Source organism: Rhodoferax sp. (genome assembly GCF_011391645.1).
Taxonomy (GTDB): Bacteria; Pseudomonadota; Gammaproteobacteria; order Burkholderiales; family Burkholderiaceae_C; genus Rhodoferax.
Genome location: NZ_JAABQC010000005.1, coordinates 33,508 through 48,779, shown reverse-complemented (window position 1 = coordinate 48,779; position 15,272 = coordinate 33,508). Strand labels below are relative to the sequence as shown.

16 protein-coding genes and 1 tRNA gene are annotated in these 15,272 nt (G+C 63.7%); 11 read left to right on the top strand and 6 right to left on the bottom strand.

Annotated elements, in window-relative coordinates; all coding sequences use genetic code 11:
- The 6 genes from GPS82_RS01615 to GPS82_RS01590 all read left to right on the top strand — a co-directional run.
- Positions 1-586, top strand: a 586-nt coding sequence (locus tag GPS82_RS01615) for an ABC transporter ATP-binding protein (RefSeq protein ID WP_296490386.1), incomplete at its 5' end; no start/stop codon positions are given.
- A 7-nt stretch (positions 587-593) separates the two neighbouring features.
- On the top strand, positions 594-2,963 hold the full coding sequence (locus tag GPS82_RS01610; protein ID WP_296490384.1) for an FtsX-like permease family protein: 2,370 nt from the start codon (positions 594-596) through the stop codon (positions 2,961-2,963).
- Entirely contained in the window at positions 2,960-4,180 is a 1,221-nt protein-coding gene (locus GPS82_RS01605) for an HlyD family efflux transporter periplasmic adaptor subunit (RefSeq protein ID WP_296490382.1), read from the top strand. Before GPS82_RS01610 ends, GPS82_RS01605 begins: the two co-directional genes overlap by 4 nt.
- Positions 4,181-4,228: 48 nt before the next feature.
- Complete coding sequence (gene dcd, locus GPS82_RS01600; protein WP_296490380.1) at positions 4,229-4,798, top strand: dCTP deaminase; 570 nt, start codon at positions 4,229-4,231, stop codon at positions 4,796-4,798.
- A gap of 19 nt (positions 4,799-4,817) precedes the next feature.
- The gene (locus GPS82_RS01595) at positions 4,818-5,684 is read left to right on the top strand and encodes a neutral zinc metallopeptidase (RefSeq protein WP_296490378.1); all 867 of its coding nucleotides are present in this window, start codon (positions 4,818-4,820) and stop codon (positions 5,682-5,684) included.
- 84 nt (positions 5,685-5,768) lie between these two features.
- Positions 5,769-7,250, top strand: a complete 1,482-nt coding sequence (locus GPS82_RS01590; RefSeq protein ID WP_296490377.1) for a DEAD/DEAH box helicase — start codon at positions 5,769-5,771, stop codon at positions 7,248-7,250.
- A gap of 63 nt (positions 7,251-7,313) precedes the next feature.
- On the opposite strand, the gene GPS82_RS01585 is transcribed toward GPS82_RS01590, so the two are convergent.
- Positions 7,314-8,156, bottom strand: coding sequence for a symmetrical bis(5'-nucleosyl)-tetraphosphatase (locus tag GPS82_RS01585; RefSeq protein ID WP_296490376.1), 843 nt, complete (start codon positions 8,154-8,156; stop codon positions 7,314-7,316).
- Positions 8,157-8,180: 24 nt separating this feature from the next.
- Between GPS82_RS01585 and GPS82_RS01580 the strand changes: the two genes are divergently transcribed.
- Positions 8,181-9,488: a hemolysin family protein gene (locus GPS82_RS01580; RefSeq protein WP_296490375.1), complete on the top strand. Its 1,308-nt coding sequence runs from the start codon at positions 8,181-8,183 to the stop codon at positions 9,486-9,488.
- On the opposite strand, the gene GPS82_RS01575 is transcribed toward GPS82_RS01580, so the two are convergent.
- Complete coding sequence (locus GPS82_RS01575; RefSeq protein WP_296490374.1) at positions 9,469-9,921, bottom strand: methyltransferase; 453 nt, start codon at positions 9,919-9,921, stop codon at positions 9,469-9,471. The genes GPS82_RS01580 and GPS82_RS01575 overlap by 20 nt on opposite strands.
- Before the next feature lie 83 nt (positions 9,922-10,004).
- Between GPS82_RS01575 and thpR the strand changes: the two genes are divergently transcribed.
- The gene (thpR, locus tag GPS82_RS01570) at positions 10,005-10,535 is read left to right on the top strand and encodes an RNA 2',3'-cyclic phosphodiesterase (RefSeq protein WP_296490373.1); all 531 of its coding nucleotides are present in this window, start codon (positions 10,005-10,007) and stop codon (positions 10,533-10,535) included.
- 161 nt (positions 10,536-10,696) lie between these two features.
- Here the strand turns inward: thpR and GPS82_RS01565 are convergent, their stop codons facing one another.
- Positions 10,697-10,888, bottom strand: coding sequence for a class I SAM-dependent methyltransferase (locus tag GPS82_RS01565; RefSeq protein ID WP_296490371.1), 192 nt, complete (start codon positions 10,886-10,888; stop codon positions 10,697-10,699).
- A gap of 88 nt (positions 10,889-10,976) precedes the next feature.
- On the opposite strand from GPS82_RS01565, the gene GPS82_RS01560 reads away from it, so the two are divergent.
- Positions 10,977-11,600, top strand: coding sequence for a hypothetical protein (locus GPS82_RS01560; protein WP_296490370.1), 624 nt, complete (start codon positions 10,977-10,979; stop codon positions 11,598-11,600).
- Here the strand turns inward: GPS82_RS01560 and GPS82_RS01555 are convergent.
- Positions 11,573-12,031, bottom strand: a complete 459-nt coding sequence (locus GPS82_RS01555; RefSeq protein ID WP_296490369.1) for a host attachment protein — start codon at positions 12,029-12,031, stop codon at positions 11,573-11,575. The two genes, GPS82_RS01560 and GPS82_RS01555, sit on opposite strands and share 28 nt — an antisense overlap.
- Before the next feature lie 24 nt (positions 12,032-12,055).
- Complete coding sequence (gene groL, locus GPS82_RS01550; protein ID WP_296490368.1) at positions 12,056-13,693, bottom strand: chaperonin GroEL; 1,638 nt, start codon at positions 13,691-13,693, stop codon at positions 12,056-12,058.
- A gap of 135 nt (positions 13,694-13,828) precedes the next feature.
- Between groL and GPS82_RS01545 the strand changes: the two genes are divergently transcribed.
- Both GPS82_RS01545 and GPS82_RS01540 read left to right on the top strand, forming a co-directional pair.
- On the top strand, positions 13,829-14,317 hold the full coding sequence (locus tag GPS82_RS01545) for a hypothetical protein (RefSeq protein ID WP_296490367.1): 489 nt from the start codon (positions 13,829-13,831) through the stop codon (positions 14,315-14,317).
- Positions 14,318-14,426: 109 nt separating this feature from the next.
- Positions 14,427-15,032, top strand: a complete 606-nt coding sequence (locus GPS82_RS01540) for a TIGR02281 family clan AA aspartic protease (protein ID WP_296490366.1) — start codon at positions 14,427-14,429, stop codon at positions 15,030-15,032.
- A 138-nt stretch (positions 15,033-15,170) separates the two neighbouring features.
- Here GPS82_RS01540 and GPS82_RS01535 read toward each other — a convergent pair.
- Positions 15,171-15,246 (bottom strand) — tRNA-Thr (locus tag GPS82_RS01535).
- Positions 15,247-15,272: the final 26 nt, after the last annotated feature.

Genomic DNA, 15,272 nt, shown 5'->3' with positions numbered 1-15,272 from the left:
CTGCGGCAAGTCGACCCTGCTCAACATTCTGGGCGGCCTGGACTCGGCCACCAGCGGTTCGGCGTGCTGGAATTATGCGGGTCATTCGCACGAACTCATTGGCGCCGATGATGCCGAGCTGACGCGTTACCGGCGCGAGCATGTGGGTTTTGTGTTCCAGTTCTACAACCTGATCCCGAGCCTGACGGCGCGTGAAAACGTGGCGCTGGTGACCGACCTGGCCGACGACCCGATGAAACCCGAAGACGCGCTGGCGCTGGTGGGCCTGGCGGTGCGCCAGAACCACTTTGTGTCGCAGCTCTCGGGCGGCGAGCAGCAGCGCGTGGCGATCGCGCGCGCCATTGCCAAGCAGCCCGAGGTGTTGTTGTGCGATGAGCCCACCGGCGCGCTCGACTGCGCCACCGGTGTCATGGTGTTGCAGGCCATTGAGCAGGTGAACCGCACGCTGGGCACCACCACCATCGTGATCACCCACAACGCCCCGATTGCCGACATGGCCGACCGCGTGTTGCGGCTGGCCGACGGCCGCATTGTCGAGACCCGCGTCAACACGCACAAGGTGGCGGCGTCCAGCCTGAACTGGTGAGCGCGAAATGAAAGCCCTCCACATCAAGCTCTGGCGCGACCTCACCCGGCTGCGCGCGCAGGCGGCAACCATTGCGCTGGTGGTGGCAATTGGCGTGGCCGGTTTTGTCGGCATGTTGTCGGTGCACGAATCGCTCAAGGGCTCGCGTGACGCGTTCTACCGCGACAACCGGTTGGCCGACGTGTTTGCCAGCGTCAAGCGCGCGCCGGTGCACCTGCGCGAGCGCCTCGCCGCGCTGGACGGGGTGGCCGAGGTCAAGCTCGACGTGGTGTTCGACGCGCAGATCGGTCTGCCCAGCGTGGCGCCACCCGTCACCGGGCGCTTCATCGGTGTTGATCTAGCGCGTCTGCATGCCAACCGCCAGGGGCTCAATGCGCTCACGCTCAAGCGCGGGCGCTGGCCCGAGCAGGGCGACGCGCTGGAGGCATTGGTCAGCGACCGTTTTGCCGCAGCGCGCGGCCTGAACCCCGGCGACACCGTGCACGCCATCCTGAACGGCAAACGCGAGCGCATCTTTCTGGTGGGCACGGTGGCATCGCCCGAGTACGTCTTTGCATCGCAAGGCGGCGCGCCGGACGACCAGCAGTTTGGCATCTGGTGGATCGACGCTGCGCGCATGACGGAGGCCTTTGACATGCAGGGCGCCTTCAACCAGGCATCGCTGCGGCTGGACGCCGGGGTGGCTTTGGCGCCGGTGCTGGAGCGTGTCGACCAGCTGCTCGAAGCCTACGGCGCGATTGGCGCGGTCGGGCGCGACAAGCAGTTGTCTTACAAGATCGTGGCCGACGAGTTGTCGCAGCTCAAGGTGATGGGCACCGTGCTGCCGTCGATCTTTCTGGCCGTGGCGATGTTCATCCTCAACGTGGTGCTGAGTCGCCAGGTGGCCACGCAGCGCAGCCAGATTGCCGCCCTCAAGGCGCTGGGCTACACCGACGGCGCCATCGCCTGGCACTACATCCAGCTTGCCTTTGCCATCGCCGGCCTGGGCGTGGCGGCCGGGCTGGCTTTGAGCGTGCTGATCGGGCAGGGCATGCTGGGCTTGTACGACGAGGTGTTCCGCTTCAACCAGCTGGCCTACGTGACCCGTCCCTGGCTGATTTTTGCGTCGGCCCTGATCGCCGGCGTGGCCGCTGCCCTTGGCACCTGGACGGCAATTCGCGCGGTGGTGCGCCTGCGCCCGGCGCAGGCCATGCAGCCGCCGTCGCCGCCGGCCTACCGGCCCACGCTGATCGAGCATCTGGGCTTGGGCCGCTTTGTCAGCACCGGGGCCATGATGGTGATCCGGAATTTTGAGCGCCGCCCGCTGCGCGCCGCCTTCACCGTGACCGGCATTGCGCTGGCGGTGGCGCTGCAGATCTCGGGCGCGTTCTGGCTCGACGCCATTGCCCATATCGTGGACGTGCAATTTCGCCAGGTGCAGCAGGGCGATGTGCTGGTCAACTTTCACCGGCCGGTGCCGCCGGGCGTGGTGCAAGACCTGCGGCGCCTGCCCGGCGTGATCAGTGCCGAACCCTACCGAACCGAGCCGGTGCGCGTGCGTTTTGGCGGCCGCAGTGAAGACACGGCGCTCATGGGTTTCCGCGCCGGCGCCCAACTGATGCGCGTGGTCGACGAGCAGCGCGGCGCGGTCGACCTGCCGGCGCACGGCGTGGTGCTGTCGGCCATGCTGGCGCGTCAGCTTGGCGCGCGCGTGGGCAACCGCATCGCGCTTGAATTCCGACTCTGGAACCAGAGGCAAACCGAGGTCGAGGTGGTTGATATCGTTCAGACCATGTTTGGCAAGCTGCTCTACATGAACCTGGACGCCATGAACCGGCTGGCGCGTGATGGCGACGGCGTGGCCGACGCCGCGCTGCGGGTTGACCCGCTGGCCATGGGCGCGTTCTGGGAGGCGGTCAAGGCCGCCCCGGTGATCAATTCGGTGTTCGACAAGGCCGGCTCGATGGCCAACTTCAACAAGACCACCTCGCGCAACATGGGCATTTTCAGCGGCATCCTGACGCTGTTTGCGGTCGCCATGGCGGTGGGCATCATCTACAACGCGGCGCGCATTTCGCTGTCGGAGCGCGCCTGGGAGCTGGCGAGCCTGCGCGTGCTGGGCATGACGCGCGCCGAGGTGTCGGTGCTGCTGCTGGCCGAGCTGGGTGCCGAGCTGCTGCTGGCCCTGCCCATCGGCCTGCTGGCGGGCTGGGGGCTGGCGTCGCTGATGATGCAGCTGATGTCGTCCGACAGCATCGACTTCCCGGTCATCATCGAGCCGTCCACCTACGCGTCGGCGGCGCTCATTGTGCTGGGGGCCGGCATTGCCAGCGCGCTGCTGGTGCGCCGGCAGATTGACCGGCTGGACCTGGTTGCTGTTTTAAAGGTACGCGAATGAACGAGAAAACTCCACGCAAAAAATACGCGCGCTGGATCGCTGCGGCGCTGCTGCTGGCAGCGGCCGCCGCGCTGGTCTATGCGGTTTACCGGCCGCGCGCGCTGCTGGTGGAGGTGGCCACCGTGGCCACCGGCACCTTTGAGCAGGTCATCGAAGAAGATGGCCGCCTGCGCCTGAAAAATCGCTACATCATCACCGCGCCCACGCAGGCCGCCTTGCTGCGGCCCACGCTCAAGGTGGGTGATGCCGTGCGCTCAGGTGACGTGGTGGCCATCCTGGAGCCGGCGGCACCGCAGATGATCGACGCGCGCACGCGCACCGTGCTGCAGCAGCGTGTGGGCAGCTTTGACGCCGCGCGCCGAGCGGCTGGCGCGCAGGTGCAAAGGGCGCAGACCGCGCTGGCGCAGGCCGCGCTCGAAGCCGAGCGGGCGGCCAAACTGGCGCAAGACAATTTCATCTCCGCGTCGGCACGCGACCAGGCCGTGCTGGCCCGCCAGGCGGCGCAGCAGGCGCTAAGCGCCGCGCAGGCCGAGCAGGGCATGGCCGACTATGCGCTGGCCGAGGCACGCGCCGCCCTGGCCCGCGCCGAGCCAAACGAGGCCGGGCGCTCAAGAGGCCGCTGGGAACTGAAAAGCCCGGTGGACGGGCAGGTGATCAAGCTGCACCACGACAGCGCCGTCACGGTGACGGCCGGCCAGCCGTTGCTGGACATTGGCAACACCGCAGCCCTGGAGGCGGTGATCGATGTGCTGTCGGGCGAGGCGCGGCAGATTCAGCCGGGCGCGCAGGTGGCACTGTCGCCAGGCAGTGGCGCGCCGGCGCTGGCGGGGCAGGTCACACGTGTCGAGCCGGTGGCGTTCACCAAGGTGTCGGCCCTGGGCATCGAGGAGCAGCGCGTGAATGTGCTGGTGAGCCTGGAATCGGCCGCGCCCGAGGCGCAGCGCCTCGGCGACGGTTTTCGGGTGGATGCCCGCATCACGCTGTTCAGGCAGGCCAATGCCTTGCTGGTGCCCACTGCCGCGCTGGTGCGCGACGCTGCGCAGTGGCGCGTGTTTGTGATGGAAGCAGGGCGCGCCCGCACCCGGGCGGTGCAGCTCAATGACCGCAATGCCGATGTGGCCTGGCTGAAAGATGGCCTGCGCGAGGGCGAGATCGTGCTGCTTTATCCCGGCAGCATGATCGGCGACGGGCAGCCGGTGCGGGTGCGAAAAGAGTAGGCCGATTTCGCCTGCTTACAATCGCGCCAACCCCAGGAGTTGACCCCAATGACGATTAAAAGCGATAAATGGATCCGCCGCATGGCCGAGCAGCACGGCATGATCGAGCCCTTTGAGCCCGGCCAGATTCGCCAGGATGCGGTCGGCAACAAAATCGTCAGTTACGGCACCAGCAGCTACGGTTACGACATCCGCTGCGCGCCCGAGTTCAAGGTCTTCACCAACATCCACAGCACCGTGGTGGACCCAAAGAACTTTGACGAAAAGAGCTTTGTTGACTTCAATTCTGATGTTTGCATCATCCCTCCCAACAGTTTTGCCTTGGCGCGCACCCTTGAGTATTTCCGGATTCCGCGCAATGTGCTCACCATCTGCCTGGGAAAAAGCACCTATGCGCGCTGCGGCATCATCGTCAACGTGACCCCGTTCGAGCCCGAGTGGGAGGGTTATGTGACGCTTGAATTCAGCAACACCACCCCTTTGCCGGCCAAGATCTACGCTGGGGAAGGCTGCGCCCAGGTTTTGTTTTTTGAGAGCGATGAAGAGTGCGAGACCAGCTACAAGGATCGTGGCGGCAAGTACCAGGGCCAGCGCGGCGTGACGCTGCCCAAGGCATGAGCCCTCAAGGAGCGCAGCCATGAAATGGGAAGGCAACCGTCAGTCGGACAATGTCGAGGATCGCCGCAGCGGCGGGGGTGGTGGCAGAGTGGGTGGTCGCAGTATTGGCCTGGGCTCCGTGGCCATTGCGCTGGTGGTGTCGTATTTTCTTGGGATCAGTCCTGTCACGGTGCTCAATGTGCTCACCGGCGGCAGTCCGGAATCGCAGACCCAGTCGGCGCCGGCGCAGAAACCCCCGGCAGATGACCGCATGGCGGCGTTTGTGTCCACGGTGCTGGCCGACACCGAGGACGTCTGGAAAGACGTTTTCACCCGGGGCGGGGCAACTTACCGGGAGCCCAAGCTGGTGCTTTTTCGCGGCATGACGTCTACGGCCTGCGGGCAGGGGCAGGCCGCGATGGGGCCGTTTTACTGCCCGGCCGACCAGAGTGTCTACATTGACCTTGACTTCTACGAAACCCTTAAAAACCAGTTGGGCGCGCCCGGCGACTTTGCCCAGGCTTATGTGATTGCGCACGAGGTGGGCCACCATGTGCAAAACCTGATGGGTATCACCACCAAGATGGAGCAGATGCGTGGCCGCGTCAGCCAAACCGAGTACAACGCCTTGAGCGTGCGGCTGGAACTGCAGGCAGACTGCTTTTCTGGTGTCTGGGCCAACCATGCACAGGCGGCGCGCCAGTTGCTGGAGCAGGGCGATGTGGAAGAGGCCATGAACGCCGCCGCCAAGATTGGCGATGACGCCTTGCAGCGCGCCGGTGCCGGGCAGGTGGTGCCCGACAGTTTTACCCATGGCACCAGCGCGCAGCGTCAGCGCTGGTTCGACACGGGTCTTAAAAACGGCAGTGTCAAGGGTTGTGATACCTTCTCTGCGCGTCAATTGTGAGGGTTGTAGGATAATAAGGGTTTTGTCCCCTGCCTTGGGGGCAGTCCCAGCTATCGGATCGATAGCATCTGAACCTGGCATTGAATGACCGATCTGACCCCTGAATTTTCCGCTGAACTGAACTCTGACACCCCCACCATGGCCTTTGCCCAGTTGCAATTGGCCGCACCTCTGGCCCGCGCGGTGGCCGAGATGGGTTACGAGACGATGACCCCGATCCAGGCCCAAGCCATCCCCGTGGTGCTGCAGGGCCGCGACGTGATGGGTGCCGCCCAGACTGGCACCGGCAAAACAGCGGCCTTCGCCTTGCCGCTGATGCAACGCATGCTCCAGCACGAAAACGCCTCGACCTCGCCTGCGCGCCACCCGGTGCGCGCCCTGGTGCTGCTGCCTACCCGCGAACTGGCGGTGCAGGTGGCCGAGCAGGTTGAGCTGTACGGCAAGTACACCAACCTGCGCAGTGCCGTGGTGTTCGGCGGCATGGACATGAAGCCGCAAACCCTTGAGCTCAAAAAAGGCGTCGAAGTGTTGGTGGCCACGCCAGGTCGCCTGCTGGACCACATCGAGGCCAAAAACTGTGTGCTCAATCAGGTCGAGTACGTCGTGCTCGATGAAGCCGACCGCATGCTTGACATCGGCTTTTTGCCCGATTTGCAGCGCATCTTGAGTTACCTGCCCAAGCAGCGCACCACACTGCTGTTCTCGGCCACGTTCTCGCCCGAGATCAAGCGCCTGGCCAGCAGCTATTTGCAAGACCCGGTGACGATCGAGGTGGCGCGCTCCAACGCAGCCGCGTCAACCGTGGAGCAACATTTTTACAGTGTCGAGGGTGAGGACAAGCGCCACGCCCTGCACCAGATTCTGCGCCAGCGCGGCTTGAAGCAGGCCTTTGTCTTTGTCAACAGCAAGCTGGGTTGTGCCAAGCTGGCGCGCTCCCTGGAGCATGAGGGCCTCAAGACCACGGCGCTGCATGGCGACAAGAGCCAGGACGAACGCCTGAAGGCGCTTGATGCATTCAAGAGCGGCGAAGTTGACCTGCTGGTCTGCACCGATGTGGCCGCCCGCGGGCTCGACATCAAGGACGTGCCGGCTGTGTTCAATTTTGACATTCCGTTCCACGCCGAAGATTATGTGCACCGCATTGGTCGTACCGGACGTGCTGGCGCCACCGGGCTGGCGGTGACGTTTGTCGCCAAGAGCGACCAGCGCCTGGTGACCGAGATCGAGAAGCTGCTCAAGACCAAAATCGAGCTGGAGCCCATTGCGTTTGAAGAAAACCTGCCCGACATTCGCAAGCAGGGTCACATCAATGACGGCCGCCGGCTTTACCGTGAAGACGGCAGCGACCAGCGTCGCCCCGAAGACTTTGCGCGTGGCTCACGCTCTGAACCCCGCCGCAGCCGCCCGCAGCAGCAGGATCCATTTTTTGAGAAGCCCTACGAGCCGTCCTTGCCGCCAGAAGCTGCACCCCCCTGGGAAGCCGCTGCTGCACGCCCGGGTGTGCGCACCATTTCCAGCAACATCAAGACCAAACGCAAGGTCGCCGCGCTGTTTCAGGCGGCCTGATTTTTAACTTGAAACCTTGCGGGTCAGACCACTCGCGCAGCGACGTGCTCTGACCCCAACTGATTATTCTGGCCGTTGTGCCTGCTCGCACTTCACCTGAATCAGTTCATGCGCTGCCGTGCCCGTGCCCAGTTTCAGCGCGCTTAACTGTCCGCCCCAGACACAACCAGAATCCAGTGCGAACACGTCGTCGCGTCCCAGCCAGCCCAAGGTGGACCAGTGGCCAAATGCCACCGTGACATCGCGGGTTTTGCGCTCTGGCACGTCATACCAGGGCAGGTAACCGACTGGTGCGGCGTGGGCGCCATCATTGGTCTCGAATTCCATCACCCCCTCTGCGGTGCAAAAACGCAGCCGCGTCAAGGCGTTCACAATCATTCGCAAGCGTTCGATGCCGGTCAGGCTGTCATGCCATTGGGTGGGTGTGTTGCCGTACATCTGATGCAGAAAGTCGCCCAGGTCGGGGCCGCGCAGCACGGCCTCAAACTCAGCCGCCAGCGCCATGGTTTGCGTTGCTGTCCACGTTGGCAGCACGCCAGCATGCACCAGCAGGTACGAATGGTTTTGGTGTTCCAGCAAAAATGCCATGTGTTGCTGGCGCAGCCAGGCCAGCATGGCCTCGCGGTCGGGCGCTTGCAGCACGCCGCCCAAAGTGTCTTTGCGGCTGGGCCGGCGCGCACCCACCGCCGCCGCCAGCAGGTGCAAGTCATGGTTGCCCAGCAGGCATTGCGCCGAGGCGCCAAAACCCATCAGGCGGCGCAGCACGCCCGCCGAGTCCGGCCCACGGTTGACCAGATCCCCCAAAAGGTAAAGTGTGTCCCTGCTGGGTGAGAAAGAAATTTTGTCCAACAAACCCTGCAAAGCGCTGTCGCAGCCTTGCACGTCGCCAATCAGGTAAAGTGCCATGGTCGATATTGTCGTCTGAGGTCTATGGAATTTTTGCTGATTGTCTTTTTAACGCTGCTCAATGGTGTCTTTGCCATGTCGGAACTTGCGCTGGCCGCCAGCCGCAAATCGCGCCTTAACGGCATGGCCGACGAGGGTGACAAAGGCGCGCAGGCCGCCCTCACGCTGCTTGGCAACCCGAACCAGTTTTTATCCACCGTGCAGGTCGGCATCACCTCGATTGGGGTGCTCAACGGCATCGTGGGCGAGGCGGCGTTCAGCGGTGGCCTGGCTGCCTGGTTGCAGGGCTGGGGCCTGTCGGACAAGGCGGCGGCCATCACGGCCACGGCGCTGGTGGTGACCATCATCACGTACACCACCATCATTTTTGGCGAACTGGTGCCCAAGCGCATCGGCCAGCTCTACCCTGAACAGGTCTCGCGTTGGGTCTCGCGGCCCATGCTGTGGCTGGCCCGTGCGGCGGGTCCGTTTGTCAAGCTGCTGTCGGGCTCGACCGCCGCCATGCTCAGGCTGCTGCGCATCGACACCAACGCCGCGCGCACCATGACCGAAGAAGAAATCACCGCCAGCTTGGAGGAAGGTGTCGACGCCGGCGTGATTGAGGAACACGAGCATCAGATGGTGCAAAACGTGTTCGGACTCGATGACCGCCAGCTCACCTCGCTGATGGTGCCGCGCGCCGAGATCGACTGGCTTGATGCCGGCATCAGTGTGGCGCAGGGTCTGCTAAAAGTGGGTGCCGACGGTGCCCAGCGTGCCCATTCCTGGTATCCGGTGTGCCGGGGCTCGTTGGACGATGTGGTCGGCAAGATCAGTGTGGCGCACATGCTCGAACTGGGGGCGGCTGCGCCGGGCACGCTGGAGGACTATGCGAGTGTGGCCGTCTTCGTGCCCGAAACCCTCAGTGCCATGACCCTGCTGGAGCAGTTTCGCGCCAAGGTGGGTCGCCTGGTGCTGGTTGTCGACGAATACGGCGTGGTGCAGGGCCTGCTCACGCCGCATGACTTGCTGGAAGCCATCACCGGCGAACTGCAACCCAGCGCCAAGACCGAAGCCTGGGCGGTGCAGCGCGACGACGGCAGCTGGCTTCTGGACGGCATGATGCCGGTGAGCGAACTCAAGGCCCGCCTCGACATGGACGATCTGCCGCTGGAGGAGCGCGGCCGCTACAACACCCTGGCCGGCTTGCTGATGGCGGTGAGCGGCCACATGCCGGTGACAGGCGAGCAAATTCCCTGCGAGGGCTGGCTGTTCGAAGTGGTGGACCTGGACGGCAAGCGCGTGGACAAGGTGCTGGCCAGTCTGATGCCTGTCACAACAGATACGGAATAAACCAGTGCGTGCGCGACTGGTAGTGCGCATAGGACGGATGCAGCGCCATCATCCAGCGTTCTTCGAGCACGGCCTTGGTAGCCAGCACCAGACACAAAACACCCCAGAGTAGCCAGGTCAGCACATCTGCGCGCGTCAGGACGCAGGCCAGGCCAAGCAGCATCACCGCCGTGTACATGGGGTGGCGAATCCAGCGGTAGGGCCCATGCGCGATCAGCTTGCCGCTGGCGTGCGGCGTGGGCCTGATGTTGAAGTTGCCGGGCCGGTTGGCCAACAGCGCCCACAAGCCAAGCACCCCGCTCAAGCCAAGCAGCAGCCAGACCCATGGCTGGAACGGCTGCCGCATGAGTGCAGGGGCGGCCATCAGACAGAGCGCTCCCAGCGTGCCGAACTGAAGAGAAACAAGCAAGGTGCCGAGGGTGTGGGGTTTCATGCGTGCGCGATAGGTTGAATGGATGCATTGCTTGAAATGCGAATGCTGATACTGTAATGTCCCCGAATGACCAAAATGAAACCATGACATCCGGCCAACCTGTTGTCGTCCGAACCCAACGACTTTTTTTGGCGCTCTGGCCTGATGATGCCACCCGCGGGCAGGTGGTCGCGCATGCAAATCAATGGATCTGGCCGCCGGGCTGCGCCCGATACGCACCGGGAGACTGGCATGTCACGCTGCATTTCATCGGCGATGTGGCCACCGAACAGGTCGAAGCGATTGCCGCCTGCGCGGCCGTGCCGTTGCAGCCGTTTGATCTGGTCTTGGACCAGCCACGGCTCTGGCCGCACGGCATGGCGGTGCTGTGCGCCTCAGAAGCACCCGCGGCGCTGCGCGACTTGCGTGCCCGGCTCGGGCAGGCTTTGCGCGGGCTTGAGCTGGCACTTGACCCCCGGCCCTTTGTTCCCCATGTCACGCTGGCGCGCCATGCCGATGCGGCGGTGCCACCCGCCACGCGTGCGCCGGTGCGGTGGCAGGTACGGGGCTTTGCGCTGGTCGTCTCGACCGGCCTCAAGGCGCCACGCTACCAGGTGATTCGCCGCTACCGCTAACGCCAGCCTTGCCCGGCCTGTGCAAGACGCCATTCACCATGGCGGCTCTTTGTCGGCAGCACGCATGCGAAATGTCAATTGCCTTTGTCAAACCGCCCGAAGTGAGGCAAACCAACTTGCGAAAGTGAACGCCGCAGAGGTCAGAGGATGGCCATGAGACCTCAGGCGTACATGTAGGCGCGTGACCAGGGAGTCGGGTTGAGCGCTTCCTGATTGCCCGCCTTGCAGGTCAGCACCTGGTACAGCGACACCCAGTTTTGCGCAAAGGCATGGGCGCAGCCCGCCAGGTCGATGCGCCAGACGCGGTAGGTGTTCTCGCTGACCAGTGCGCTAATGGCCTCGTTGTGCGGCAACTCGCCTTTGGGAAAAACATATTCTTTGGATGAAGCTCGCCGCCCCCAGCGGCGTCACTCCGCTGCCCGGGTCGGTCGAGGTGACGCCGTGGTTCAACACCAGGCCGCCGTCCTTGAGCAGGTGGTTGTGGCGCGCGCCATCATGACCACGATCCGCGGCACGGCCTACCTCACGTCCATCGAGATTGCCAGGGAGAAGGGCGCTTTCCCCGGTTTCGACAAAATCAAATATGGCGCCAGCCCGTTCGTGCTGGGGCTGTCACATGAGCTGCAGGACGGCATTGCCGAGCATGGCATTCGCAACAGCCACCTGCTGGCGGTGGCACCCAGCGGCACTATGAGCCTGCTGGCCAACAATGTGTCGAGCGGCATCGAGCCCATCTTTGCCGCCAGGGCCACGCGCAGCGTGCGCGGGGCTGACGGCCAGCCTGTCAGCTTCGAGGTCGAAGACGACGCCGTGCGCCAGTACCGGCAATTGCACGGCGCCAAAGCCGTCTTGCCGGCGCAGATGGTGACAGCGGCCGACTTCAGTGCCGAAGAACAATTGCGCATGATGGCGATGGTGCAGTCCTGCGTGGACCACGCCATCTCCAAGACTGTGCGTCTGCCCGCAAGCACCAGCGCGCAGGAGCTTGAACTCGCCGCGCTACAGGCCTGGGAGCTTGGGCTCAAGGGATTTGCGGTTTACCGCGAGGGCAGCGTCAGCGCCTGATCGACGCGCTTCTTCAACTCGGGTCCGGTGAACTGGGTCAGGTCGCTGGCCAGGCTGCGTTTCACTGCTTTTTGCGCCGCAATGCTCAAACACGGCTTGAGCTCGCCCAGCATCTGGTTGCTGGCAATCAGCACCAGCGCGCTGCAGCGCTGCGTGGCCACCGCATTGTTGAGGTAATCGGCCAGTTGCCGGGCGAAGCTGCCGTGCGCCTTGTCTTGCGCGCCGGTGTGAGGCTCAAACTGGGTGCCGGCGTGCCCTGTGCGACCATGCCCCTTGCCGGCCGCGCCTGTCAGGTCGCCGCCACCCGCCTGGCCAGACAGGCTGGCGCGGGGAAAGACAAAGTCGGTCAGCTCGGTGAGTGCGTGGTCCGGCGCGCGCTCGAAGCAGCGTGCCCGTTCGCCATTGGCGATCAAAATCCAGTTCTTTTCCATGATGTTCCCCTTTCTTGGTGAATGTCAAAACATGGGGCCAGCGCCAGCCGCCATGCCTGGCTGGCCCATTTCAGGCGCTGGCTTGGGCGCTGTGGCAATCAAGCAATCGGTGGTCAGGATCAGGCTGGCAATTGACGCCGCGTTTTGCAGTGCCAGCCGCGTCACCTTGGCCGGGTCGATCACGCCCATCTGCAGCAGGTCGCCATAGGTGCGCGTGGCCGCGTTAAAGCCAAAGGCCAGGTCGGCAGACTCGTCGACCCGGTTCAGAACCACTGACGGCTCGTCACCGGCATTGCTCACAATGCGCCGCAAGGGTTCTTCCAGCGCGCGTGCCACCAGCCGTATGCCCGAGGTCTCGTCAAGGGTCTTGCCGGTTAGATTAACCAGCGCCCGGCGCGCCCGCAGCAAAGCCACGCCGCCGCCCGGAACAATGCCTTCTTCAACCGCCGCGCGGGTGGCGTGCAGGGCGTCTTCCACCCGCACCTTGCGCTCTTTCAGCTCGGTTTCGGTGGCGGCGCCAACCTTGATCAGGGCCACACCGCCGGCCAGCTTGGCGGCTCGCTCGTCGAGCTTTTCACGGTCGTAGTCGCTGCTGGCGAGTTCGCGTTCCTTGCGAATGGTGGCAATGCGCTCCTTGATGGCCTTCGGGTTGCCGGCGCCGCCGATCAACGTGGTGGCTTCCTTGGTGATCTCGGCACGGGTGGCGCGTCCCAGGTCAGACAGCTTGACCTTGGCCAGCGTCAGCCCCACTTCGTCGCTCACCACGGTGCCGCCGGTCAGCACCGCAATGTCCTGCACCATGGCCTTGCGCCGGTCGCCAAAGCCAGGCGCCTTGACGGCGCAGGTTTTCAGGGTGCCGCGAATGGTGTTGATGACCAGCGCTGCCAGCGAGTCGTTGTCCACGTCTTCGGCAATCACCAGCATGGGCCGGCCGGCCTTGACGATTTCTTCGAGCAACGGCAACAGGTCTTTCAGCGACGACAGCCGGCCTTCGCACAACAAAATCGCCACGTCTTCCAGCACCGCGCTTTGGCGCTCGGCGTCGTTGATGAAGTAGGGCGACAAAAAGCCGCGGTCGAACTGCATGCCCTCCACCACCTCCAGCACGCTTTCCAGGCCGGAGCCGTCTTCGATGGTGATGGCGCCGTCGCGCCCCACCTTGTCGATGGCACTGGCAAGCAGGTCGCCAATGGAGTTGTCATTGTTGGCCGATATGGCGGCCACATGGGCTATTTCCTGCGACGTGGCGCAGGGCCGGGACATGGTTTTGAGCTCGGCCACCACGGTGCTGATGGCCAATTCGATGCCGCGCTTGAGGTCCATCGGGTTCATGCCGCCGGCCAGGTAGCGCAGACCTTCCTGGATCATGCCGTGGGCCAGCACCGTGGCGGTGGTGGTGCCGTCGCCCGCCATCTCGCTGGTGCGCGCCGCCACCTCGCGCAGCAACTGCGCGCCCATGTTCTCAAAGCGGTCTTCAAGCTCGATCGACTTGGCCACCAGCACGCCCGAGTTCACGATTTGTGGCGGGCCAAAGTCGCGCTCCAGAATCACGGTGCGCCCGCGCGGCCCCAGCGTCACCTTGACGGCCTCGGCCAGCGCCTCCACGCCGCTGCGAATTTTGGCGCGGGCATCGTCGTGGAACAGCAGTTGTTTTGGGTTCATGGTGTGTGCCTTCATGAAGGGTTTCGGCACATGCTAGGCCGGACCAATTGCGCCAGGAATGAGAAATCTCAATTGAGCAGAAGGTAGGCGGCACAAAATCGACCCGATCTTGAACAGACAAAAAAGGTGATGGCCATGAAAATGATTTCAACGAACCTGTTGTGCGGCGTGGCCTTCGCGTCGGCCTCGCTGCTGGGCGGTTGCGCTTTGGAGGTGGAAAACACGAGGGCCGCCGAAGAACTGGCACGGCAGTCACAACCTCCTGGTTCGGTCTATACCGGCTGGCGTGTCTTTCAGGACCGGTGCTCGGGCTGCCATGGCCCCGCTGCGTCTGGCACGGTGGCCGCTCCCGACCTGTTGCCCAGAGTGCGCGAGATCAGCGCGCGTCAGTTCATAAACCTGGTGCTGACGCGCTACGACTGGAGTCTTCCGGTGGCCAAGGCTGGCGGCGACAGCGCCGAGCGCGCCGAACTGATTGAGCAAATCCTGCAGCGCAAGCAGGGGGCGCTCACCATGCCCGTGTGGCAAGGCGAGCCCCGCGTGAATGCCCACATTCTGGACCTGTATGCCTACCTGTCGGCGCGCGCTGATGGCAGGCAGGGGCCGGAGCGCCCGGCGCCGTGACGCCGGCCGTGTTGCCATTTGTTACCTCAACCCCACAGGACATTTGCAGTGTGAAATCCACTATAGTCAAAAAAGTTCGGACACACTACTTATCGGAATCGACTGAATCATGGGCGTTGAAGACAGGGACTGGTATCGCGAAGCACAGCGGGAGCGGGAAAAGCAGCGCCAGATAGACGAAACACGCGGCAAATTTGCTGGTTTCTCGCGCCAAAACCTGGGTGCGAAAGCCGTGTCGCCGACCAAAACCGGGCTGATCCCGATGATGGTATTTTGGTTTGTTGTGATGGGCCTGCTCTACATGGGCATGACGCATTACCTCAAGCCCAGGCAAGTCCAGGTGCTCGCCAACGGCGATCTGGTGATCAGTCGGTCGCATGACGGACATTTCTACACAACCGGAGCCATCAACGGCCGGGAAGCCAAATTCATGGTCGATACCGGGGCTTCGCTGGTCAGCGTGAGCGAAACCTTCGCCCACAAAGCCCTCATCCGTGGCGGTGTGCCAACCACCTTCAAAACAGCCAATGGCGACCGGCGCGGGCGCGTGGTGGACGGTGTAGATGTGTCCATTGGCCCGGTGAGCCTGACCAACGTCAGGGTGGGCGTGGGCATCAGCGGCGGTGACGAAAATGACGTTTTGCTGGGCCAGTCGTTCCTGTCGAAATTCGACATCACCATCAACAAGAACCAGATGGTGCTACGGTCGCGGTAAACAAGCCAGGCGCCACGTTGTAGCGCTACCCGCAGGGCTTTTTTGCCTGTCTGCCGGCGCTGGCTGCACAGTGGCGCCATGGCGACACCAAAGAAAAAGCCCACTATCGTTTAAATAGCGGGCTTTCAATGCTGCATTTGGTGCCGGAGAGATGAATCGAACACCCGACCTTCTCATTACGAATGAGCTGCTCTACCGACTGAGCTACACCGGCTTGGAAAGACCGCGATTATAGCGGTC

What these genes read in the sequence shown, in the direction of transcription:
- GPS82_RS01610 (WP_296490384.1), top strand. Translation starts at nt 594, where the DNA reads ATGAAAGCCCTCCACATCAAGCTCTGGCGCGACCTCACCCGGCTGCGC.
- GPS82_RS01605 (WP_296490382.1), top strand. Translation starts at nt 2,960, where the DNA reads ATGAACGAGAAAACTCCACGCAAAAAATACGCGCGCTGGATCGCTGCG.
- dcd (WP_296490380.1), top strand. Translation starts at nt 4,229, where the DNA reads ATGACGATTAAAAGCGATAAATGGATCCGCCGCATGGCCGAGCAGCAC.
- GPS82_RS01595 (WP_296490378.1), top strand. Translation starts at nt 4,818, where the DNA reads ATGAAATGGGAAGGCAACCGTCAGTCGGACAATGTCGAGGATCGCCGC.
- GPS82_RS01590 (WP_296490377.1), top strand. Translation starts at nt 5,769, where the DNA reads ATGACCGATCTGACCCCTGAATTTTCCGCTGAACTGAACTCTGACACC.
- GPS82_RS01585 (WP_296490376.1), bottom strand. Translation starts at nt 8,156, where the DNA reads ATGGCACTTTACCTGATTGGCGACGTGCAAGGCTGCGACAGCGCTTTG.
- GPS82_RS01580 (WP_296490375.1), top strand. Translation starts at nt 8,181, where the DNA reads ATGGAATTTTTGCTGATTGTCTTTTTAACGCTGCTCAATGGTGTCTTT.
- GPS82_RS01575 (WP_296490374.1), bottom strand. Translation starts at nt 9,921, where the DNA reads ATGAAACCCCACACCCTCGGCACCTTGCTTGTTTCTCTTCAGTTCGGC.
- thpR (WP_296490373.1), top strand. Translation starts at nt 10,005, where the DNA reads ATGACATCCGGCCAACCTGTTGTCGTCCGAACCCAACGACTTTTTTTG.
- GPS82_RS01555 (WP_296490369.1), bottom strand. Translation starts at nt 12,031, where the DNA reads ATGGAAAAGAACTGGATTTTGATCGCCAATGGCGAACGGGCACGCTGC.
- groL (WP_296490368.1), bottom strand. Translation starts at nt 13,693, where the DNA reads ATGAACCCAAAACAACTGCTGTTCCACGACGATGCCCGCGCCAAAATT.
- GPS82_RS01545 (WP_296490367.1), top strand. Translation starts at nt 13,829, where the DNA reads ATGAAAATGATTTCAACGAACCTGTTGTGCGGCGTGGCCTTCGCGTCG.
- GPS82_RS01540 (WP_296490366.1), top strand. Translation starts at nt 14,427, where the DNA reads ATGGGCGTTGAAGACAGGGACTGGTATCGCGAAGCACAGCGGGAGCGG.